General features: G+C 43.4%; 19 protein-coding genes, 2 tRNA genes, 1 pseudogene and 1 other annotated feature. Of the genes and pseudogenes, 1 reads left to right on the top strand and 21 read right to left on the bottom strand.

Going from position 1 to position 23664, the window contains the following annotated elements; translation table 11 throughout:
* Positions 1-119: 119 nt before the first annotated feature.
* The 9 genes from tig to ilvB all read right to left on the bottom strand — a co-directional run bounded on the left by tig (position 120) and on the right by ilvB (position 10767).
* Entirely contained in the window at positions 120-1394 is a 1275-nt protein-coding gene (gene tig, locus AR442_RS05515; RefSeq protein ID WP_003152618.1) for a trigger factor, read from the bottom strand.
* Positions 1395-1610: 216 nt separating this feature from the next.
* On the bottom strand, positions 1611-2615 hold the full coding sequence (gene ddcA / locus AR442_RS05510; protein ID WP_014418558.1) for a DNA damage checkpoint antagonist DdcA: 1005 nt from the start codon (positions 2613-2615) through the stop codon (positions 1611-1613).
* 117 nt (positions 2616-2732) lie between these two features.
* Positions 2733-3332: a 3-isopropylmalate dehydratase small subunit gene (gene leuD, locus AR442_RS05505; protein ID WP_007408146.1), complete on the bottom strand. Its 600-nt coding sequence runs from the start codon at positions 3330-3332 to the stop codon at positions 2733-2735.
* Between the two features lie 15 nt (positions 3333-3347).
* Positions 3348-4766 carry a 3-isopropylmalate dehydratase large subunit gene (gene leuC, locus AR442_RS05500; RefSeq protein WP_014418559.1) on the bottom strand — a complete coding sequence of 473 codons (1419 nt, stop codon included), beginning with the start codon at positions 4764-4766 and terminating at the stop codon, positions 3348-3350.
* Positions 4767-4815: 49 nt separating this feature from the next.
* Positions 4816-5913: a 3-isopropylmalate dehydrogenase gene (leuB, locus tag AR442_RS05495; RefSeq protein WP_014418560.1), complete on the bottom strand. Its 1098-nt coding sequence runs from the start codon at positions 5911-5913 to the stop codon at positions 4816-4818.
* A gap of 20 nt (positions 5914-5933) precedes the next feature.
* Positions 5934-7490: a 2-isopropylmalate synthase gene (locus tag AR442_RS05490; RefSeq protein ID WP_021494398.1), complete on the bottom strand. Its 1557-nt coding sequence runs from the start codon at positions 7488-7490 to the stop codon at positions 5934-5936.
* Complete coding sequence (gene ilvC / locus AR442_RS05485) at positions 7477-8505, bottom strand: ketol-acid reductoisomerase (protein ID WP_014418562.1); 1029 nt, start codon at positions 8503-8505, stop codon at positions 7477-7479. The genes AR442_RS05490 and ilvC overlap by 14 nt, the downstream gene beginning before the upstream one ends.
* Before the next feature lie 22 nt (positions 8506-8527).
* Complete coding sequence (gene ilvN, locus AR442_RS05480) at positions 8528-9046, bottom strand: acetolactate synthase small subunit (RefSeq protein WP_003152598.1); 519 nt, start codon at positions 9044-9046, stop codon at positions 8528-8530.
* Positions 9043-10767: an acetolactate synthase large subunit gene (ilvB, locus tag AR442_RS05475; protein ID WP_032863657.1), complete on the bottom strand. Its 1725-nt coding sequence runs from the start codon at positions 10765-10767 to the stop codon at positions 9043-9045. Before ilvB ends, ilvN begins: the two co-directional genes overlap by 4 nt.
* Positions 10768-10886: 119 nt before the next feature.
* Positions 10887-11138: a binding site (T-box leader), on the bottom strand.
* Positions 11139-11561: 423 nt separating this feature from the next.
* Between ilvB and AR442_RS05470 the strand changes: the two genes are divergently transcribed.
* Positions 11562-11912, top strand: a complete 351-nt coding sequence (locus AR442_RS05470) for a hypothetical protein (RefSeq protein ID WP_025649695.1) — start codon at positions 11562-11564, stop codon at positions 11910-11912.
* A gap of 39 nt (positions 11913-11951) precedes the next feature.
* On the opposite strand, the gene AR442_RS05465 is transcribed toward AR442_RS05470, so the two are convergent.
* From AR442_RS05465 to rph, 12 genes and pseudogenes are all read right to left on the bottom strand, one after another.
* Positions 11952-12137 carry a hypothetical protein gene (locus AR442_RS05465; RefSeq protein ID WP_007408136.1) on the bottom strand — a complete coding sequence of 62 codons (186 nt, stop codon included), beginning with the start codon at positions 12135-12137 and terminating at the stop codon, positions 11952-11954.
* An 863-nt stretch (positions 12138-13000) separates the two neighbouring features.
* Positions 13001-13602: pseudogene (locus AR442_RS05460) on the bottom strand (recombinase family protein).
* A 434-nt stretch (positions 13603-14036) separates the two neighbouring features.
* Complete coding sequence (locus tag AR442_RS05455) at positions 14037-15449, bottom strand: restriction endonuclease subunit S (RefSeq protein ID WP_014418567.1); 1413 nt, start codon at positions 15447-15449, stop codon at positions 14037-14039.
* On the bottom strand, positions 15446-16876 hold the full coding sequence (locus AR442_RS05450; protein WP_014418568.1) for a class I SAM-dependent DNA methyltransferase: 1431 nt from the start codon (positions 16874-16876) through the stop codon (positions 15446-15448). Before AR442_RS05450 ends, AR442_RS05455 begins: the two co-directional genes overlap by 4 nt.
* 132 nt (positions 16877-17008) lie before the next feature.
* Positions 17009-20215, bottom strand: coding sequence for a type I restriction-modification system endonuclease (gene hsdR, locus AR442_RS05445; protein WP_014418569.1), 3207 nt, complete (start codon positions 20213-20215; stop codon positions 17009-17011).
* A 283-nt stretch (positions 20216-20498) separates the two neighbouring features.
* Positions 20499-20774, bottom strand: a complete 276-nt coding sequence (locus AR442_RS20270; protein ID WP_050496148.1) for a hypothetical protein — start codon at positions 20772-20774, stop codon at positions 20499-20501.
* Positions 20740-21228, bottom strand: a complete 489-nt coding sequence (locus AR442_RS05435) for a hypothetical protein (RefSeq protein WP_014418570.1) — start codon at positions 21226-21228, stop codon at positions 20740-20742. Before AR442_RS05435 ends, AR442_RS20270 begins: the two co-directional genes overlap by 35 nt.
* Positions 21229-21360: 132 nt before the next feature.
* Positions 21361-21434 (bottom strand) — tRNA-Arg (locus AR442_RS05430).
* A gap of 124 nt (positions 21435-21558) precedes the next feature.
* Positions 21559-21632, bottom strand: a tRNA-Arg gene (locus tag AR442_RS05425).
* 113 nt (positions 21633-21745) lie between these two features.
* Positions 21746-22255 (bottom strand): YfcE family phosphodiesterase, encoded by a 510-nt coding sequence (locus AR442_RS05420; RefSeq protein ID WP_021494403.1) that lies wholly within the window; start codon positions 22253-22255, stop codon positions 21746-21748.
* 15 nt (positions 22256-22270) lie between these two features.
* Positions 22271-22867 (bottom strand): XTP/dITP diphosphatase, encoded by a 597-nt coding sequence (locus AR442_RS05415; RefSeq protein WP_088056439.1) that lies wholly within the window; start codon positions 22865-22867, stop codon positions 22271-22273.
* Positions 22868-22878: 11 nt separating this feature from the next.
* A complete protein-coding gene (gene rph / locus AR442_RS05410; RefSeq protein ID WP_007612934.1) occupies positions 22879-23616 on the bottom strand; it encodes a ribonuclease PH in 738 nt (245 codons plus the stop codon).
* Positions 23617-23664 lie beyond the last annotated feature (48 nt).

The following is a 23664-nucleotide window of genomic DNA, read 5'->3' as shown; positions in this document are numbered from 1 at the left end:
CGAAAAACAGCCCGGCAATGACTATCTTGCCCCAAGAAAAAGAGTTATATCATAATTGTACAAAACAAGGCACGAATTAATCGCGCCCTGTTTTATTATGTCTATTATTATGAACCATATTAACGGTTTTCTACAAGAAAATCAATTGCTTTTCGAACTTTTAAATCTTCTTTCATCGCGTCAGTTGAACCGATTGCCTGCTTGATGTTTTCAACCGGCATGTTGTAAGCTTCAGCCATTTTAGTCAGCTCAGCTTCAACTTCTTCGTCCGTTACTTCAAGGTTTTCTGCTTGAGCGATCGCTTCAAGAGTCAGGTTTGATTTTACGCGTTTTGCGGCATCTTCTTTCATTTGCTCTTTTAACGCGTTTTCGTCTTGGCCTGAGAATTGAGTGTAAAGCTCAAGGTTCATGCCTTGCATTTGCAGACGCTGTTCGAATTCTTTCAGCATGCGGTCAAGCTCAGTGTCGATCATCGCTTGAGGAACATCAGCTTCAGCGTTTTCAGATGCTTTCAGAACAAGCTCTTCACGCAATTTAGCGTCAGCTTCGTTTTCTTTTGCTTCTTCAAGGCGTTTTTTTGTTTTCTCAGTTAATTCAGCAAGCGTTTCAACTTCTTCGTCAATGTCTTTTGCGAATTCGTCGTTAAGCTCAGGAAGCTCTTTCGCTTTGATTTCATGAATTTTCACTTTGAAAACAGCTGGTTTTCCGGCAAGCTCTTCAGCGTGGTACTCTTCAGGGAATGTTACTTCAACATCCTTTTCAGCGCCTGCTTCAAGGCCTGTTAACTGCTCTTCGAAGCCCGGGATGAATGAACCTGATCCTACTTCAAGTGAGTAGTTCTCAGCTTTTCCGCCTTCAAACGCTTCGCCGTCAACGAAACCTTCGAAGTCAAGAACGACTGTATCGCCGTTTTCAACAGCGCCTTCTTCTTTCACGACAAGCTCAGCCTGACGCTCTTGAAGCGCTTTAAGTTCGTTTTGCACATCTTCGTCAGTAACGGCAGTGTCATCTTTTTCGATTCCTAAGCCTTTGTAGTCGCCAAGTTTCACTTCCGGTTTTACAGTCACTTTTGCAGTGAAAATCAAGCTTTCGCCTTTTTCGATTTTTTCAACATCGATTTCAGGGCGGTCTACAGGCTCAATGCCGGCTTCTTCAACCGCTTTAGGGTATTCTACAGGAAGTAAAATATCTAAAGCATCCTGGTAAAGAGCTTCAACGCCGAAACGCTGTTCGAATAAACCGCGGGGAACTTTCCCTTTGCGGAATCCAGGAATAGAAACCTGTTTTACTACTTTTTTAAATGCATCATCAAGAGCTGTTTTGAACGTATCCGCATCAACCTCAACCGTTAATACGCCTTCGTTGCCTTCTTGTTTTTCCCATTTTACAGACATGTGTTTCCCTCCAAAAATCTATTCAGGTTGTGTCGGTCTTCCATTCTAAAGCAATCCGCGGCTTTGTCAAAGAAAAAACCGCTTTGAATCAGAATCATTATGTAATGAACTGGCAGCCTGTCCAACCGTAATTCTCATTTCAGTTAAACCGCTATACATAAATACAACCACTATATTATAACATAACGCCTACCGCTTTCAACTATATGGCGTGATTTACAAATAAGAAATTTCTTCAATATCCTTAATCATCGTGCAGGCTTCTTCGAGTTCGCGGCTGTCAAACTCGTACATCATATGAAGTTCCTCCGGCTCAATGTCAATGCCGTGCATCTCGTAACCGACCTTATGAAGCGCCGCCGCCCATAAATCTGCGTTCAAAAACTTCGGCATAAAAGGGTGCAGGACGTACAGATGCCTTCTCCACAGCTCCTCGACGGCAGCGTATAATGTAGGGTTTTCATTGCCTAGCGTTTCATCAAGCACCCGGAGAACGCGATGCAAAATCGGAGCCGCATCAGGCTGAACCGTTTCACCCGGAACCGCGGTCATTGAATCGCCGAATTTTGTAATATGGACCGGCTTGCTGTAGTCATGCTCCGCCATCAGCGTCAAAATTATCGTCTTGATAAGCGGATGCGCGGCCGGATCTTGAAGAATTGTTTTTAAGAGACCCGTGTATTTTGCAATATTGCGGTCTTTAAGAGAATGAATCAGATTCATTTGTTCAGCGGGGCTGTTCAGCACTTTTTCCGCATCAAGAATGTCCTCGTATTCCTCCTCCCATGCTTCATCCTGCTGGTCGGGATCGGTCATTTTGCGGCTGAATTCGAGCAGCCGGTAGAATTGCTCCGCACTTTCTGCGGGCAGCTGATTTTCTTCCAGCACAGCTTCAATTGTGCTTTTGACTTCTTCATATTGTTTCAGCTGAATTAAAATGGTCATGTACACCTGCAGTACGGTAAAATAATGGCCGTACCCTTCATTCAGCATTTTCTCGCAAACTTGTTTTGCTTCTTCCAATTCCCCGAGTTCCAGAAAACAAATCGCCATGCCTAAATGTACGTCGGACTCGGTATCACCGTGGCTTACCGCCTCTGAGAACAGTTCGAGGGCCTCCTGATACTGTTTATCCTTCATGGCGGCCATCCCTTTATCAACCAAGCGTTCTTTCAGACGGGGGAAAGGAATGATATCAGCTTTTTTCTTGTCATGCGTCATACTTTATTTCCTTTCAGGCGCTATTTTGTTCAAGTGTATCAACACACGTCAGGAAACACAAGAAAGGATGGTGCGCACGGTAAAAAAAGCCGCCGGACAGATGCCGGGCGGCTTTTTTCAGGCTTGAAGCCATGAACTTCTTTTCGATTCAAACTGCTGAATGTCGTCCTCCAGCAGAAGCGTTAATGAAATTTCATCATAACCGTTAATCAGCATTTCCTTCCAGTGCGGATCGACTTCAAATGAAATCTCTTTTCCTTCACTGTCGTGAATGAGCTGGTTTTCCAAATCAACCGTCATATTAAGAGACTGATTTTCATATTGACCGGCGAGTTTTTTCCACTGATCATACGGCATACGGATGGGAAGCATACCGTTTTTAAAACAGTTTTGATGAAAAATATCGGCAAATGACGGAGCAATGATGATTTTGAAGCCGTAATCATCCAGCGCCCAAGGAGCGTGCTCACGGGATGATCCGCAGCCGAAATTCTCTCCGGCAATTAATATGGACGCGCCTTCATAGACTTTGCGGTTTAATTCAAATTCAGGATCAGGCTCACCGTTCTCTAGGTATCTCCAATCAAAAAACGCGAATCTGCCGTATCCGGTTCTTTCAATTCTTTTCAAAAACTGTTTCGGAATAATCTGGTCCGTATCGACGTTGATCCGGTTTAAGACGGCCGCTTTTCCCGTATGCGTTTTTAAAGGTTCCATCTTTTCGCGCACTCCTTACACAACTGTTTTTTCTTGATAAAACTTTCTTACATCGACGAAATGCCCGTGAATGGCTGCCATTGCCGCCATCGCCGGACTGACAAGGTGTGTTCTCGCGCCTTTTCCCTGTCTGCCTTCGAAGTTGCGGTTGGAGGTGGAAGCGCATCGTTCCCCTTCAGGCACGACATCATTGTTCATACTGAGGCACATGCTGCAGCCTGATTCTCTCCATTCAAATCCGGCCTCGAGAAACACGCGGTGCAGCCCTTCTTCCTCGGCCTGCTGTTTCACGCTTTGAGAACCCGGCACCACAATGGCCCTGACGCTGTCAGCGACTTTTCGGCCTTTGATCATATCCGCAGCCTGGCGAAGATCGGTCATCCGCGAATTTGTACAGGAGCCGATAAACACATGCTCGACTTTAATATCTTCAATTTTTTGATTCGGTGCGATTCCCATGTATTCGTACGCGCGGATGGCTTCTTTTTTACCGTCTTCAGAATCAATGGTTTCCGGCGCCGGTATTTGGGCATCGACCGGAAGAACCATGCCGGGATTGACGCCCCATGTTACCATTGGAGAAATCTCGCTGCCGTCTAACACGATGGAATGATCGTATACGGCGCCCGGATCGGTTTGTAACGCTTTCCATTCTGCGGCGGCTTTTTCAAATTCCTCGCCTTTTGGCGCGTATTTACGGTTTTTACAATATTCAATCGTCGTGTCATCTGGAGCGATCAGTCCCGCCCGTGCTCCCGCTTCTATTGACATATTGCAGACCGTCATGCGTTCGTCCATAGACATGTTTCTGAATACTTCCCCGGTGTATTCAATGACATATCCGGTACCGAATTTCACCCCGTATTTTCCGATGACCGACAAGATGACATCCTTCGCGGTCACTCCTTTTTGGAGCGTTCCGTCAACGCGGATTTCAAGCGTTTTCGGCCGCTGCTGCCATAATGTCTGTGTGGAAAGAACATGTTCCACCTCACTTGTGCCGATACCGAAGGCAAGCGCTCCGAACGCGCCGTGAGTCGATGTATGGCTGTCTCCGCAAACGATCGTTTTTCCCGGAAGTGTCAGACCAAGCTCAGGCCCGACCACGTGAACGATTCCCTGGTCTGCGCTGTGAAGATCCGCAAGACGGACGCCGAACTCCTCACAATTCCGTTCAAGCGCGGTTACTTGGCGCTTTGCGACTTCATCTTTAATGTCAAAACGGTTGACGGTCGGAATATTGTGGTCCATCGTCGCGAATGTGTTCTGCGGCCGTCTGACCTTTCTCCCCTTCTGCCTTAACCCTTCAAACGCCTGAGGAGACGTCACCTCATGAATTAGGTGCAGATCAATATAGAGAAGGTCGGGTTTTCCTTCACCGCTTTTTACAACATGCCGATCCCAAATCTTTTCGATGATTGTTCGAGGCATCATCTTTGTTTCCTCCCTCTACCTATGAACTAAGACCGCTTTCTTTAAAGCGTCACACTATAGATTTTGTATTCGAGCCGGCTAATGCGGCTTTTACTTTTTCAGTAATGTCATGCGTTCCGGCATATTGGCCGTCCCGGGCGATATCACGTGTACGGCTGCCGTCTGCAAGCACCTTTGCGACCGCCTTTTCCACCGCCTGAGCTTCGTTTTCAAGTCCGAAAGATGTTCTCAAAAGCATCGCCGCTGATAAAATCGCCGCAAACGGATTGGCCATCCCTTTACCGGCGATGTCAGGCGCAGATCCATGCACGGGTTCAAACAAGTGAAGACCTGAACTTGATAAACTGGCTGACGGCAGCATGCCGAGCGAGCCTGTCAGCATGGAGGCTTCATCGCTTAAAATATCGCCGAACATATTCTCAGTTACGATGACGTCAAACTGGCTCGGAGCATAGATGAGCTGCATCGCGGCATTATCGACAAGCATATGTTCAAGCGTCACATCAGGAAATTCTTTTGCGATTTCATCCGCTGTTTCCCGCCATAGCCTGCTTGAAGAAAGCACATTCGCCTTATCGACGGACGTCACTTTTCCTTTTCTGCCGGCAGCCATCTTAAAGGCTTCTCTTACAACGCGTTCGATTTCTTCTTTCTTATAAAAAAGGGTATCGACCGCTTCCTTTTCTCCCGCTTCATTGACATACTGTCTGCTCGGTTCTCCGAAGTAGAGGCCGCCCGTCAGTTCCCTGACGATTACAAAGTCGACGCCGCTGATATATTCTTTTTTCAGCGGAGACGCCTCAGACAGGCTTTCAAATACGGTCACGGGACGCAGATTGGCAAACAGGCCGAGTTTTTTTCTGATGCCAAGCAGGCCTTTTTCCGGTCTGAGCTCTGGAGGATTTTGGTCCCATTTCGGCCCGCCGACTGCCCCGAGCAGGATGGCGTCGGATCTTTCACAAAGAGCCACCGTCTCCTCAGGAAGGGGGTTTTGATGGGCGTCAATAGCCGCTCCCCCGATCAGCCCGTTTTCAAATTCAAATTCATGTCCGAATTGTTCGGCAACGCTTTTCAATACATCTGCCGCTGATTCCGCCACTTCCGGTCCGATTCCGTCACCGGGCAGCAAAGCAATGCGTTTTTTCAAATCAAACGTTCTCCTTTCTATTACGAGCCGACCGCAGTCTGTCTCTTTAATCCGTCTAAATTGCAATCCAGCACCAACTGCCGGTTCACGGCGTTCAGATAAGCTTTAGCAGAAGCTTCCAGAACATCCTGCGCGATTCCCCGCCCTGATGTTTCTTTTCCGTTCACGGTCACTCTGACAAAAACTTGAGCCAGCGCGTCTTCGCCTTTCCGGTTGGATTGGATGCGGTAGTCTGTCAGTTCAATATTTTTATCGATGCAGCGCCCGAGCGTATTATAAACGGCTTCTACGCTGCCCGCCCCCGTTGCCGCCTCTTGAATCAGCTGTTCGTTTTCCTGATTTTTTAAAGAGACTGTTGCAGTCGGCACCTGAGACGTCCCGTAATGCACTTGCAGAGACAAAAATTCATAGCCGATTTTTTTGTCCGTCACTTTTTCTTCTAAAATAAGAGAAATCAAGTCATCATCGGTGATTTCTTTTTTCTTTTCGGTCAGTTCTTTAAACATCGTAAAAAATTTATTGATTTCCTCACTATCAAACTGGAATCCAAGCGCATTCAGGCGGTCTTTGAACGCATGGCGTCCGGAATGCTTTCCGAGTACGAGCGCATCAGCAGTCACGCCGACAAGTTCCGGTGAAATGATTTCATATGTTGATTTTTCTTTCAGGAAACCGTCTTGGTGAATGCCGGACTCATGTGCGAAAGCGTTATCTCCGACGATTGCTTTATTGCGGGGAACGGCCATGCCCGTCAGTTTGCTGACAAGATCACTCGTCCGCTTCAATTCATGAAGATTGAGGGATGAATCGGCTTGATGCGCGTCATTTCTGACATGAAGCGCAACGGCGATTTCCTCTAGCGCGGCGTTCCCGGCTCTTTCTCCTATGCCGTTAATGGCGCATTCAATTTGATCTGCGCCGTTCTCAATTGCCGAAAGTGAGTTGGCAACCGCCATTCCGAGATCATCGTGGCAATGGGCTGAAAGCTTTACCCGGCCGATATTCGGAACGTGTTCCTTCATATATTTAAAGATGTTTCCGTATTCAGCCGGCGTCAGGTAACCTACAGTGTCCGGCAGGTTGATGACGCTCGCGCCGGCATCAATCACTTTTTCTACGATTTCAGCCAGAAACGGAAGTTCGGTGCGGCATGCGTCTTCTGCTGACCATTGAACGATCGGAAAGCGTTCTTTTGCATACTTCACCATTTCAACCGCTTTTTCCTTAACCTCTTCCCGCGTCATTTTCAGCTTATGCTTCAGATGAATGTCAGAGGTGGCGATAAAGATGTGAATCCGCGGGCTGGCCCCGTCTTTCAGCGCTTCCCAGGCTGCGTCGATGTCACCTTTGACAGATCGGGCAAGCCCTGTTACCGAACAATTTTTAATCGTTCTTGCGATTTCCTGCACGGCTAAAAAATCACCTCGGGATGAAGCGGGAAATCCCGCTTCAATAATGTCCACCCCGAGTCTTTCAAGCTGCTTGGCTATCGCCAGTTTCTCCCGGGAATTGAGGTTGACCCCGGGGGATTGTTCACCGTCACGAAGGGTCGTGTCGAAAACATTAATTTTGCGCAACGGAGACCACCGCTTCCTTCTTTTTGCCTTGTTTGACAAACGGCATCATTTCACGAAGCTGTCTGCCGACCTTTTCAATCTGATGCTCGTTTTCACTTGCATTGATCGCATTGAAACGAGGACGGTTCACTTGGTTTTCCACGATCCATTCTTTTGCGAATGTACCGTTTTGAATATCCGTTAATACTTGTTTCATCGATTCTTTTACCTTCGCATCGACTACGCGCGGTCCTGATACAAAGTCTCCCCATTGAGCCGTATCGGAGATAGAGTATCTCATGCCCGCCAATCCTTCTTCATACATCAAGTCTACGATCAACTTCAGTTCGTGCAGACACTCGAAGTATGCGAGTTCAGGCTGGTAGCCGGCTTCTGTCAGCGTTTCAAAACCCGCTTTGACAAGCGCTGTTAAACCTCCGCACAGAACAGCCTGCTCACCGAACAAATCCGTTTCCGTTTCTTCCTTAAATGTTGTTTCAAGAACGCCCGCACGCGCTCCGCCGATTCCTTTTGCATAAGCAAGAGCCGTATCTTTCGCTTCGCCTGATACATCCTGGTAGATGGCAAACAATGCCGGTACGCCCGCGCCTTGTTCATATGTTCTTCTGACAAGGTGTCCAGGTCCTTTAGGGGCGACAAGGAATACATCCACATCAGCAGGAGGCACGATCTGATGGAAATGGACGTTAAATCCGTGTGCGAATACCAATGACTTGCCCGCCGTCAATTCATCTTTGATTTCAGATTCATATACTTTTTGCTGCTGTTCATCCGGAAGAAGAACCATAATGATATCAGCCTGGGCAGCCGCTTCTCTTACCGAAAAGACTTTATGACCGTCTTCTTGGGCCTGTGTAAATGATTTGCCTTGTCTGACGCCGACAATGACATCAATTCCGCTTTCTTTTAAGTTCAGCGCGTGTGCATGACCTTGTGAACCGTAACCGATAATCGCTACTTTTTTACCTGCCAATACGTTCTCTTTGATATCACCGTTATAATATACTTTTACCATTTTAATCTCTCCCTTTTTTGTGTTATACAATTGAAATTGTTTTATTGGATGACGCCTTCTGCTGGGTTCCCCTCGCAAAAGCCGTTGTGCCCGTTCTCGCGATTTCTTTAATTCCGTAAGGTTTGAGAAGCTCTATGAGCGCTTCGATTTTATTAGATTCGCCGGTAACCTGAACGACGATGCTGTCTCTTGAGACATCAACGACGGAAGCTCTGAACGGCTCAATGATTCCATTGATTTCCGTTCTGGCCGACGGTGCGGAAACAACTTTGATTAATGCCAGCTCACGCTGTACAATTGATTGGTTTGTAATATCCGTCACTTTCAGGACGTCAATTTGTTTGTTAAGCTGCTTTGTCAGCTGCTCTACGTCATTTTCGCCTTCCACATGGACGACAAATGTAATCCTTGAAACACCGCTTGTTTCCGTGTGGCCTACAGTGATGCTTTCGATATTATAGTGTCTTTTTGTAAACAGGCCGGTGATCCGGTTTAATACTCCCGAGCGGTTGACCACCGTTAATGTGATAATGCGTTTCAAGGTTTCACCCCCACCATTTCATGAAGTCCTTTACCCGGCGCAATCATCGGGAATACTTTTTCGCTTTTGGCGACCCGGACGTCAATAACGGCCGGTTCTTTTGATGAAAGCGCCTTTTTAAGCTCTTCTTCCGCCTCTTCTTCCGATGAAATCCGGACGCCTTTAATGCCGTAGGCTTCTGACAATTTGACAAAGTCAGGCTGCGCCGAGAATTTGGATTCAGAGTAGCGTTCTTCATAGAAGATTTCCTGCCACTGTCTGACCATGCCCAGACATTCGTTGTTCAAGATAACCACTTTGACAGGAAGATTCAGCTGCCGGATGACATCTAATTCCTGAAGGGTCATCTGAAAACCGCCGTCTCCGAGGATGGCAACGACCGTGGCGTTACGATCGGCCAGCTGCGCTCCGATAGCCGCCGGAAGGCCGAAGCCCATTGTGCCGAGCCCCCCCGAGGTCACCCACTTATCAGCCTTTCGGAAAGGATAAAACTGAGCCGCCCACATCTGGTGCTGGCCGACATCCGTCGCCACAATCGCCTCACCGTTTGTAAACTGGTGAATATACTCAATCAGCTTTTGGGGTTTCAAGCCCTCTTCTCTGTTGTCTGTATACCAAAGCGGATATTCTTCTTTCCATTCTGAAAGCTGCTGTTTCCATTCCTCTGTCTGTCCCTGTTTTCCGTTTTGCTTCAATAATTCCTGAAGGACGATTTTACTGTCGCCGACCACCGGAATCTGCGTTTCGATAATTTTTCCGATTTCAGCAGGATCAATATCGATATGCGCTACTTTGGCCGATTTTGCAAAATGCTTCAGATTTCCGGTCACGCGATCATCGAACCGCGCTCCGATGCTGATCAACAAGTCACAGTGGTAAAGCGCCATATTCGCTGTGTATGTGCCGTGCATCCCCGCCATTCCCAGAAAAAGAGGATGGTCTGCCGGGAAACCGCCCAGACCGAGAAGCGTGTGGGCTACCGGTATTTGCTGCTGTTCGGCATAATTTTTTAAATCTTCTGAAGCTTTACCGTGCAAAACACCCGCTCCGGCTAAAATAACCGGCTTTTTCGCACTGCTGACAGCTTCCACGAGCTTTCGGATCTGCAGATAGTTAGGCTCTTTTACCGGCTGATAACCCGGAAGGCTGATCTCGTGATCATATCTGAACTCTCCTTCAAATGCTGCGACATCCTTCGGTATATCAATTAATACCGGGCCCGGTCTTCCCGTCGTGGCGATATGGAAAGCCTCTTTAATCACACGGGGGAGATCTTCCGGACGGCGGACTTGGTAGCTGTGTTTCGTAATCGGCATCGTAATTCCTAAAATGTCGGCTTCCTGGAAAGCGTCGCTGCCGATGACCGAAGTGGCCACCTGCCCGGTAAATACTACGAGCGGCAGTGAATCAATCATCGCATCCGCAAGACCGGTAACTAAATTTGTCGCGCCGGGTCCTGAGGTTGCAATCACAACCCCCGGCTTTCCGGAGATTCGCGCATACCCTTCTGCCGCGTGAATCGCGCCTTGCTCGTGGCGGGGCAGGATGTGGACCAGCCCTGATTGATACAGTTTATCGTAAATCGGAAGGACGGCTCCCCCCGGATAGCCGAAGATCATCTCGACATTTTCTTTCTTTAATGATTCAATCAGCATCAGAGCCCCGTTCATTGTTTTTGTACAATCGGCAGACAAAGAATCCGCCTGTACATTTGTGCCCATTTTCAGTTCCTCCTTTTCAATGTTCCCTTCTAAAATCCAATTCATAAAACGCAGCGCCGGCTGACGCAAATAAAAAAGCCTTCCCACCCACATTCAGCCAAGCATTTCATGCGATAGCCAAAAGGGGCGAAAAGGCTTTGCTCTCCGCGGTACCACCCTTGTTTACGGTCATATGCAGACCGTCTCATGGATAATGATTATCCGTTTTGATAACGAGTAAACATTGCGTTCACTCGGCCGAGTCCTACTCTTTACATTTCAGACCGGCACTCTGAGGGGAGTTCACTTTGATTTGTTTTACCGGCTCTCAGCGTTACCGGCTCTCTGTGAAAAACTTCAGCAAAGCTACTTATCCTCTTCTGCGCTTTTTATTATGGCAGCTCTTTTATTAAAAAAGAACCTTCATTTGTTTGTTTTTTTCAGTGTTTTATGATTTTTCTTTTTAGCGTGAATCATTTATTTATTTTTGTTTGAACTCATATTACGCCCGTTTGCAGACAGTGTCAACAGCATTTTTATAATTATTAGACAATTTAGATTAATCAATCTACTTTGTATACGCTTTCATTACTGGTACAAAGGGATCTGTAAATATTAAAAGTTTTTATCATTTTTTTATTAATCTCTCAAGATTACATGAAATTTTTCCGTTCATATACGAATATGTCACATTTTATTACACGATTTTTCTCTGTCCTTCCGACATGCTTGTCAGATATTCCGTTCGATTGAACAGGCTCTTTATACAGACATACGCATACACTGTTCTTATCTCGTAAGAAATGAGTGATGTCATGAATAAGATGTTATCAGGCATGCAGGGCCTGCCTCCCGGATTTCCGCCTTTACCGGTCTTACCGCCGCAGTCTTATTATCCTCCGGCCCCGATGCATACAGCACCATATCAAGGCGGCCCTTCTTTTCAGCAGGGATTCCCGTCATCCGGATACGGACAGCAGACCCCGCAAAGCACGCTGTCATTCGCCGGACAGCAATTCGTCCCATACCCTTATACATCCGGGTACTACGGCCAATCCTTCAGTGACGTCGGCGGAAGCCTCGGCGCCGGGGCACATCCCGGCGCGCTCGGGGGCGGTTTCAGCGGCCATGCCGGGGGCTTCAGCGCTCCGAGCGGATTCAGATGATACAAAAACCGGTCTCACACGGCCGGTTTCTTTTCTTATTCACAGAGTATAACGGTCATTCCATTGATTCATTTCCTGCTCCGTATAGTAATCAGCCCTTGAAACCTCAACAATGATTAAACCGCATTGAGTGATTAAAAATTGCTTCAGTTCCTCAAACAGCTCATCTTTTCCGCAAAAGATCGTTTCTATATTGTGATTTTTATATGCAAATGCGTACTTCAAAAGCTAATTCCTCCTGCTGTCTTTCTATCATTAATCAACAAAACGCATGATAGAAATTAGATAATTTATCACTCAAGGGCGCCTTAAGTATCTTTATACATATATTTATTACGGTAAATATTACATTAAGTTTCATTTATATTAAAATTACTTTACAATTTTCATCAAATACGGAACTTTTGTTTCGTAAAATAAAAAATAAAATACAAAAAAACCTCAAACCCATCGTCAGGGCTTGAGGTTTTTATACGTCCCAGGAGAGATTCGAACTCCCGACCGACGGCTTAGAAGGCCACTATGGCTTTCGCCACCAGCGCCCTATATATCGCTATTTATTTAGGTTCATGTATAACGGTCACTTGCCGAACTTTGACCGATTGACTTACTTTCGATTATATTTGCTTATGCTGTACAATTCAAACATTCATATAGTAGAAAACAACCCTATTGACAAGGTAATACAGTTGTACTTAAATCTGCTATATTAAAAGGTAAAGGTATTTATTTAAAAGAGTGGTCATGAGAGATAACAAAGAATGCTGTCCATATTGCAATGCTGATTTGCAAGGAGAACCTATTCCGAAAGAATCGCAGAATGTCGAAAAATCGTTGTAAACTTTAGAAGCTGATAGGATTATTAAATGGAAATGTCCAGACTGCAACAAAGAACAGGATAGGGATTGATCATTTAAAATAATGTAATTTGAGATGGACTAGAATTAGATTCGTTTCGACAAGTTATTTTTTTCATGGTGTGTGGATGAGCCGACTATAGGTTTATCCCTTTCATGCCCCCAGTGAAAATGTGGAAACATCCCCACATATTCTTTATATTAAAGAAAGAGAGAAGTTATAGGAATCCTTTAGCTTGTTTCATATTCTTTAACCTTGCGATAGAATGTAGCCTTAGTCATACTTGATCTCTTCATTGCTTCAACCGCTGTAATTTCTCTTGCTTTCCATCGTTTATAAGCCTGCTCAAACTCAGTTGTAATAGTTGTTTTAGGTCTTCCAAGGTGTTTGCCCTGTGCCTTAGCTGCAGCTATCCCTTCAGCTTGATGAGTCTTAATCTTCGTTCTCTCTTCTTCAGCAACCCATGATAATACCTGTAACACCAAGTCAGCCACGAAAGAACCGATGGATTCATTGTATTTCCGTGTATCCAACAATGGCATATCAACTACAACAATATGTGCTTAGATGTTCTGTGTGATATCTTTCCACTCGTTTAAAATCATCTCTTTGTTACGACCTAGCCTATCTAATGAATGTATGTATAACGTATCTCCATTACGCAAACGCAATTTCAAAGCTTGGTATTGAGGTCTATTGAAGTCTTTCCCGCTTTGTTATCGATATGAATATCACGCTCATCAATTCCAAGAGCATACATACTATCCAGTTGTCGTGCTTCATTTTGGTCTTTGCTACTTACACTAACGTATCCAAATTCTTTGTTGTCCACTGGTTAAATCCACCTTGTTATTTGATACTCTTATCGTATCGAACTCGTATCAAAAGATCAGCAACAAATATGATACGTTTCAAAATTCAGTTGTATACCATATGAGACTATACAAACCCTTATTCAACCGTTTCATTATATGCGTCCCAAAAAATGTACCTTTTGAAACAAATAGCTTATCGAAAACAACATTATAAAAAACGATGTACACCCTTTCACAATAGTCTAATAGGATACACCTCTGTTATCGGTTATCATTATCGAATTACCACAGTTTATTACAATACTTTTTATCATTTTTCCGCACTAAATTATACCTATTATTTGAGTCGAATATGAATGACCGTGCTTAATATCCAAAAAGCTTAAACAGTAAAGCCAATTATAAAGGCAACCAGAAAAAGCACCCAATTAATTTAGATGCCTTCTCTTACTTATTTTACTTGTTCTTGTAGCACTTCTTTTAATAATTCAATTGCGTTTTCTTCACTTGGGTTATTTGTTCCTAGTTCACCACGAAAAGCTTTAGAGAGGATAGATTGTTTTAAGTTGTTTATATTGTCTTCAAGATTAGTAACATAGTCTAATTGTTCATCAACTGAATTTACTTTTTCTAAAATTGATACTATAACCTCCTGTTCATTAAATGGTGGTAATGGTATTATGCCTTGTTTAATCTTTTTTAAAGTTAAACGGGTAATTGCATTACCAGATATCATTCCCAACATCCTGCTCTTTGTAGAAGGTGAATTAAGGCAGTACATCAAATACTTAGCTGCCAAAACATTCCTTTTGGGTCTTAATAACGCCACGGAGGATAAAAGCGAAAACTCTTCGGTTATTTGATTTACTGTTGCTATTCCTGTAGTCGCCCCATCTTTAATATAAAGAACATCACCTTTCTTCACATCACAGCGATTGTATATTTCTTGATGAACTTCTTTCGATACATAAGTAACGTTATCTAAAAGAATACCTTGTTTTTTAATATTCTTTGCTGTTATATACATATAATCTCCAGAAGGATAAGATTTTGGGCTGTGATGTGTACCATCCGTTATTTTCTCACATACTGTATCCAAATCAACCCATTTCCAGTTAAAAGGTAGATTATATAACGTTTTGTCCGTTTGAACCACTTCAGTATCTGATGATTTCTTATGATTCTCACCTCTCCACTTCCTAGTCAACTCTCCACGAAACGCCTTATCTAAAATAGCCGCTCGACGAAGTTCAAACGTTTCCTTTGCTTCCTCAATCAACTGCTTTGCTTTTTCAATTTTACTTAAAAGCCGCTCCACTTTATCAGCAATCCGTTTTTGTTCATTAAATGGTGGCAGTGGGAAAGTGATTTTTTTAAGTTTCTCTACTTGTATACCTTTAACAGTAGAGCCTGTTGACATCGATTCAATTAACGGGGTATTCATTGTAAAAAATAACCACAAAAAATAAGGCAGTATTTCAATTTTTGGTCTGACTATTTTTAAATCTTGATTAATGGTTGTCGATATCTTTGTTATTGCACTCTTACCAGGAGACATTCTTGTAATTAATAAGAGTTCATTTGGTGATGCCATAGTAGCCGAACTGTTTTCCAAACCTTCAACCGTAATATAATCTATTGTAGATGATAAATACCCATTCTTAATATCTTTTACTGTAGCCCACGGAATATCTCCATTCCAATAATCACTATTACTCTTCGAAGGTGTACCCCCACCTATGAAGTTCAATATGTGTCCTGAATTAACCCACATCCAATTCTCTGGCACTTGATAAGGTTGTTCCTCATGTGGCACTACCACTTCTTCCATCAACTCTTCGATGGTCTTTTGTGTCTTACTCATTTTCTGACCACCCCATCCTCTTCAACAGCACGTAACTCCTCAACTACTTCACCTAATAAATCCATCGCCTGCTGAAGTTTCACAATCGCTTCCTCTGCTGATTCAATCGGGTCTGGTAAGTTTTCATATGAAGATAATGATTCATCCGCAATCAATCCAATATCTAAACTATCATCCTTTTTCGTAATTTCTTCTCGTGTAAACTTATTCCAACGTTCATCTTCCACTTTAGAGCGGTCTTCTGCTACATATGCCTTCATGAAGTTTTCAAAATGAGCCATTGTTAGCTGATTACGCTTTCCAAACGAGGACATATTTGTACGAAGGTCATATACCCAAACATCTTTCGTATTATCTTGGTCTGTTGTTCCTCTTGTGAAGAATAAGACGTTTGTTTTAACACCTTGAGCATAGAAAATCCCTGTTGGTAATCGTAAAATCGTGTGTAAGTTACATTTATTCATTAAATCACGACGAATTTGCGTACCAATACCACTTTCAAACAACACATTATCGGGCAAGACAACCGCTGCTCTTGCATTTCCATCATCTTTTAAAGCGTTATAAATCAACTGTAAGAAATTAAGCTGTTTGTTCGATGTTTCAAACGTTAAATCATCACGAGATACACGCTCTCCGCCTTTTTTTGTACCGAACGGTGGATTCGTTAAAATAACGTCAAAGTTCTTCATCCATTTACCGTTACCCGATAACGTGTCTCCTTGTTCCAAACGACCTTCGATATTATGAAGCAAAGCATTCATGAGTGCCAGACGATGCGTATCTTTAACAAGTTCCATACCTACAAAGGCTTCTTTCTTTTGGAACTCGGCTTCTTGTGGTTCTATATCAAAGTAGTCATCTGTTTGATTCTTTAAATATTGGTCTGCAGCAATCATGAAACCGAATGTTCCAGCTGCAGGGTCAGCACACCGCTCACCAATTTTCGGGTCAATTAATTGAACCATCACATCAATTAATACACGAGGCGTAAAGTATTGCCCCGCTCCTGATTTCTTTTCACTGGCATTCTTCTCTAACAATCCCTCATAAAGATTGCCCAGTCCTTCTTCTTTCGCATTGTACCAATCAAGAGCATCAATTGATTTGATAATTTTCTCTAAGTTTTTCGGCTCAGCAATACTTGTAGAAGCATCACTGTATATTAGACGCAGCCGCTCATTTTCACCGCTTCCTAATTCAAGTAACAATCGCTGATAAAATGTCTTTAATTCCAAACCTTCTTTATCTAACAAATCATCCCATCGATTTCCTTCTGGAATCACACCTTCTGTTTCCTGCTCCTTCATCATTTTGAGGAATAATAAGTAGGTTAACTCTGTTACATATTGCTGATAGGTAATCCCATCATCACGTAACACATTACATAAATTCCATAGTTTTTGAACAATTTCTTGGTTGTTCATTTTTCAGCCTCCTGCTAACTCCGAGTATATTTTAATTTTGGATTCTCATTCAAACCTCATTAAAGTGAAAATCAAAGGTAAAGTAACTTATCTATTATAACTTAAAAAGTGCCCCTATGAAGAGGCACATTGTTAACTAATATAAAGGTTCTCATTTATAGTGGTAACAACCGCGTCAATATAGTCACCGAACTCCCGCTTCAGCAATTTATAGCCGCCCGGAGTTTTAAATGGTTCTTCCGAGAATGCCTCTTCTGCAGTTGGTGCTAATACAGGCACTTTAAGTAATTGCTTTTCTATTCTCTCTAACCATTTCTTCTGTCTTGGAGTCCAATCATGCAGTGAATACACTTTTTGCATCGCTTGTTTAATACGTGCTTCATGGGCAACTAGTGCTTCACCTAATGCAGCTTGGCGAATAAAGCTAATAATGTCTGCTGCAATGTCTTCATTTTTTGTCTGCTTCCAAGCTGTCTGCAAATGAGATTGCTTAAAGCCTTTCGTTTCTAGAATGGTAATAAGTTCTCGTAAATCCTGCCTTGTTAAATCTTTCGGGCGTGTGCAAATAAGATGAAGAGCGGGAATTTCATTAATATTTTCTTGGATAAAACGAACGAAACCTTCTAAATAATCTTCTGGTCTCTTGTTTCCTTCACCGTATCCCCGAACCACATCTGTTACTTCATCCTCTTTGTTGGAGATATATCGTTTCTCGCCTTTTACCCGATAGGCTTCCATATATTCAAATAACATGTTGTGCTGTTTTGCTTCTTGTGGCGTATACGTTTGAATTTCTTTCGCCCACTCATCCACATTTTTTCCATTCGACAATTCTTCAAACTTTTGTTTTCCTTCTTCATTCAGCCTTTGCTTGCGACGCTGAATTTTCGCTGCCAATTGGTCACGATAAAACGAAGCTTCATCTTCTGCAGTAGCATTGGCAAGTGATTCATATAGTTCACCGATACTGTAATTTTGTTTCTTTACAACAGGTTTCATCTCTGTATAGCTTTGCAATTTATCGTAGATGCCCACTGCATCGTAAATGTTAAAGTGTGTTTTTCCAATGTCGGGACAAAGACGGGTTGCACGTCCAAGCATTTGGTCATAAAGAATACGAGACTGTATACGCCGTAAGAATACTAGATTTGTTATTGGAGGAACGTCAATGCCTGTGGTGAGTAAATCAACCGTTACAACGACATTTGGCAGCCGCTCGTTCTTAAACCTTTTAATGGCATCTAATGGCTTGTAGATATAGCCAGTGATTTTCATAATGGCATCATCTTCAATGTCATCACCACGTTCTTTAAATGCTTCTTTTAATAAGCGAACAACAAGATCTGCGTGTTGATCAGTAGCTGCAAAGATGAGCGTTTTTTCTTTACCTGCAGGGTCAATATAATCAACTAATTTATTTAAAACTGCACGGTTAAACGGTTCTGTAATGACTTTTTTATTAAACTGCTCCACTTCAAAGTGCACAGTATCTTCTACCTTTTCTAGTTGAATCTCCCCTTTATCAACATCATATACTTCTACTTCCTCATCTTTTTCAAAGGTGATGCCCACTTGTGAAAGTTCTGTTTTAAACAAATAAGGGGGCTCATGGTCCACTAGATATCCGTCCAACACTGCTTCGCTATATGAATATTTAAAAATTGGCATACCGAAAATGTCTGTTGTATGTAGAGCAGGTGTTGCGGTAAGCCCTAAACATGCCGCATCAAAATAATCGATAACGCGCCGATATTGACTAATATAATCATTCTGATCACGGAATTCTAATTCTTCCTCTGTCATTTCTTTGTCACTTGTATAGCCACGATGTGCTTCATCTACAATGATGAAATCATACTGCCCGACACTTGGAAGCTTTTCGTTATCGCTATAGAAAAGTCTTCTAACCATTCCCTGCACCGTCGCAATTTGCACCTTCGTTTCAACTTCTGGAGACATGTCTTCTAAAGACTTTACATCGTATATATCAGCAAATGAGTAGCCTTCAATCTTTGTATCCTTAAGTGCATCCTCTGTCTGTTTTCCTAACGAATTACGGTCTACAAGAAAAAGAATACGACGACATTTTTTGGACTTAATTAAGCGATACATGAGGGCGATAGCTGTACGAGTTTTCCCAGTTCCAGTTGCCATCGCAATAAGCATTCTTCGTTGCCCTTCTTTTAATCCCTCTTCAGCGGAAAGTACCGCTCTTTGCTGATAATGACGCAAACCAAACTTCGTAATATCCTCTTCTTCTAACCGTTTATTCGCATCCTTATCATCTTGACTAAGAAGAAGCTGCAAGTCATCAGGTGAATGCCAGCCTTCTAATGGGCGAGCATGTTCTAACGGTTTACGTGAATCCCAGAACCAAATGCCCGACTCTTCTTGAAGTTGTTTCAAGTATGGTCGGCCGTTCGTTGCGTATAAGAACGGCACTTTATATTCACCTGTTGTAGGTGTGATGACTTCATCTTCGACTTGTGCCACATTTTTTGCATACACTTTTGTTTGACTTTCTAATGCGCCAGGAATCGTTTTCTTTTTTGCCTTAGCTTCAATAAAGCCAACAAGCTTTAAGCCAATAAACAACGCATAGTCAATCCTGCCGCCATTGACCTTCCATTCAGCAATTGCCATGTTTCGATTTTTCTCTGGCAGCGTTCCGTTCTTTTGATGATTTAGTACAGTTGTGTCTACTTCCCATCCAACAGCACGTAGTTTTCCATCAATAATCGTACGCGTTTCAGCTTCAGTTAATTGTTGTCGACGCATAAAGTTTTTGGATATTTTTTTACGCTCGATTTTTACCTCTTCTTGTTCCACTTCCGCCTGTCGACGAATTGCCTCTAATTCTTCTTCAAGCTTTTTGACTTTCTCCTCATATTCTCGCTGAAGTGTTTCTGTACTCTGTTCTACTTGTTCTTGAAGTTCTGTATACTCTGGTGCTTGAAAATCCCAATCACCATATACCTCCATGAACCAAATGGACAAGCGGAACGTTAATTTCAACAAAGCCTTTGCTTCTTCTACTTTTCCATAATCCGCTTCATGCATCGCTACATTCCCTTTGCGACGAAGAGCCTCTAATATATCAATTAATTCAGGCTCAAGTAACCTTTCCCGACGCAAAGTGTTAATGCGATCCACTTGTGTTGTACCATATGCCTCTTTAATATTTTCAGCGGCAAGAATAAATTTAGTTAGTGTTTCAGCGAACAATCGCAGTTTCATTACTGTTGTATGGGGGTCATGATATACATTTCTCTCAGCTGTCTCTCCCAAGTTAGCAAGTACATCCCATTTCCCTTGAAAAAATGAAAAGTTGCCACTCATTGTTATCACCGGTTTTCCTAAAAGGTTGTTTGTGTCTATTATACTATAATCATGCAAAAATTAGGAATAATATGTATCGCTCTTTTTTCTACTCTGCTCCTTAGTTTAGGTTCATTCTTTAACCAAGTGGGGTTTTATTAGTTATTGTTTAAATATCGAGGCTACGACATCAGTTTTGATTGATAAAAAGAAGAGCCTCAATTAAGAGACTCCCACAAAGTTTGTGCCTTTTATTGAATAATTGCCGCATCCGCTCCATATATAGATTCTGCAAGTGTAACCTCTAAACTCCCAAGTCATAGCCGGCAAAGATATCAAGTTCTTGCTGCGTGTAGAAGAGTCTAATAAATACTTCCTCCTCCTCAGTGGCAAATCTAATATTCTGTTCCTTGTATTCCTGAAGCCTTTGCTCGTGATGTTTCTCAGCCTTTTTCATGATATTTACCTTACGCTTCAGCACATAGTCAGCTTCATTCTCATTTATGATAGGAAAGCTGTAGCATCCCTCAGCTGAATGAAATTGCTTAAGTCCAATAAAGAGAGCAATACATAACTTCACGCTCTGCATCCCCTTCTTTAACCTTTTGATCGACCTTTATATTAATCGTTTTCCAAAACTTTATTTCAATCCAACCGTTATCAAAACAGCGGGAGAGGAAGGCTTTTAGGCATTTCAATCGTGTTAATTTGGTTTGATTGCTTACATTCATACTGTCTAGCCACTTATAGACCGTATCGGCTGTAATATCAGCAACATGGTTTACGTTTGTTCCACTCTGAAAATACTCTACATGGAGGACATAATCGCTTATTGTACGGCTTCTATTCCCGCTCACCTTCATTTGCCTAGTGTTGGTTTCGAGAGCATCAGAAACCAACATTGAGTCATCCAAGACCTCAAATTGTTTTATTTTTTCTTTTGGAGCGGTGGAACTAGTACTAGTAATGGTTAATCCATTTAATAATCCCTTTACATCCACATCAACATCTAATAATCCTTTTCTTTTGGTCACAACAAAAAACCTCCTATACCGAAAGTGATATAAGCCAATAACAGGTGTAATTTCTTACGTGACCATTATACTGACCGTTTCACTAAACGATATAGAAGGTTGATTTGACGGGGTTTGCACCCGATTTAATTACGTCCCAGGAGAGATTCGAACTCCCGACCGACGGCTTAGAAGGCCGTTGCTCTATCCGGCTGAGCTACTGGGACATGAAAATCAAATTGTTCTGCTGATCATTTTACCATGATATCAGCGAATTGACAATATAGTCATCCGATAAAAAAGGCCAGCGGCATCAGTTTTCAATCTGATGTCACCAGCTCTTTTTTTGTACGTCCCAGGAGAGATTCGAACTCCCGACCGACGGCTTAGAAGGCCGTTGCTCTATCCAGCTGAGCTACTGGGACAGCTTTTGCTTTATGTATCAGCGACAAGATTTATTATATACAGGTTCAAATCATAAGTCAATATTTTTTTAAAAACTTTTGATGGGGAAGAATGAAATCTCCCCCATCACTTGTTAAAAACTGATTGTAGTCTCCAAGTCCTTCAATTCCCGACCCGTTTCGTCGTAAAATGTCACGGCGCCTTCTCTTTCTGTAAGAGTAAGAATGGCATAGCTTTTCACATTGCGGACTCTCGGAAGACGGATGCTGCCCGGATTAATCAAAAGCTTGCCCCGAAGCTCTTCACTCCCGGCAATATGTGAATGGCCGAAGCAGACGATATCCGCCCCAAGCTCTTCCGCCCGGTAAAAAACAGTTAAAAGTGACTGTTTAATGCCGTGAAGATGCCCGTGAACGGCCAGAATTTTCTTTGAACCGGCGTCCAGAAGGAGTTCATCCTGAAACCCGCCGCCAAAGTCGCAATTGCCTTTTACCGTGTGATACGGCGTAAGCGCCGGATGTGCGGCGTCAAGCTCTGAATCACCGCAATGAATCATCAGATCCGCTTCGTCTTCGTGCCGCTTTGCAATCGTCTCCAGCTCGTCTTCAAGGCCGTGACTGTCACTTATTATCAGCACTTTCATTGCATACGCTCCCCCTTATGAATCAAGCAGCTTTGACAGTTTCTTGAGCGCCTCAGCCCTGTGGCTGATTTTGTTTTTCTGAGCGCTTGTCAGCTGGGCCATGGTTTTATCTTTATCTTTTACAATAAAAATGGGATCATAGCCGAACCCGTTATCCCCCTCGGGTCCTTCCGCAATATACCCTTCAACATGACCTTCGACCGTTTTTGTTTCCTGCCCCGGCATGCTGACGGCAAGGGCGCAGCGGAAACGGGCCGTACGCTGCTCTTTTTCGATGCCTTTTAATTCTGACAGCACCTTGTCCATATTCGCCTTATCATCTTTTGCTTCTCCGGCATAACGGGCTGAATAAACGCCTGGTCTGCCTCCAAGGTTGTCCACCGATAAACCGGAGTCGTCTGCAATGACCATTTTGTTTACGGCTTTTGCCACGGCTTCCGCTTTTAAGATGGCGTTTTCTTCAAAGGTATGTCCGGTTTCCTCAATTTCTTCCGTAAATCCGATTTCCGCCAAAGAAGAGACGCTGTAGCCTTTCGGTTCGAGTATTTCCTTGAATTCTTTCACTTTTCCCTGATTGTGTGTCGCAATAATGGCTTCTTTCACGGTGATCAGGCCTCTCTTTCTTATTTCAGTTCAGGCAATGTTTCTCCCAGCACTTCTTTTTGCTTTTGAATAAGCGTCTGGATTCCTTTTTCGGCAAGGCTTAACAGTCCGTTTAAATCTTCACGGGAGAATGTGGCTTCTTCGCCCGTCCCTTGAAGCTCTACAAAACGTCCGCTTCCCGTCATGATAATATTCATGTCGACTTCAGCCGCCGAATCCTCTTCATAATTCAGATCCAAAAGAAGGCCTTCTTCTTTATCCATCCCAACAGAAATGGCCGCGAGATAATCTGTCACAGGAGAGGTTTTGATAACGCCGCTTTTTACGAGTTTGCCGATCGCAATGGCCATTGCCAAGAAGGCGCCGGTAATGGAAGCCGTTCTTGTTCCGCCGTCAGCTTGAATGACGTCACAGTCGATCCAGATCGTCCGTTCGCCAAGCTTCTCCAAATCAACGACGGCCCGGAGCGCGCGCCCGATCAGCCGCTGAATTTCCATCGTTCTGCCGGAGACCTTTCCTTTTGAAGATTCTCTTATCGTTCTTTGATTCGTCGCGCGGGGAAGCATGCTGTATTCCGCTGTGATCCAGCCTTTTCCTCCGCCGCGTAAAAATGGCGGCACCCGGTCTTCCACAGATGCATTACAGATGACCTTCGTATTTCCTGCTGTAATTAAAACAGAGCCTTCCGGGTGAGTGATAAAATCCAAATCAAATGTGATAGGGCGCAGCTCATCGTGCTGTCTTCCGTCGTGTCTCATATTTTACCTCCGATTATATGTACATAAACCTTTTGTTCCGGATTGTGA

Origin of the sequence: Bacillus velezensis, assembly GCF_001461825.1 — a bacterium.
Lineage (GTDB): Bacteria > Bacillota > Bacilli > Bacillales > Bacillaceae > Bacillus > Bacillus velezensis.
Note: the sequence above shows the minus strand (reverse complement) of the source record. Positions and strands in the feature narration are given on the sequence as shown.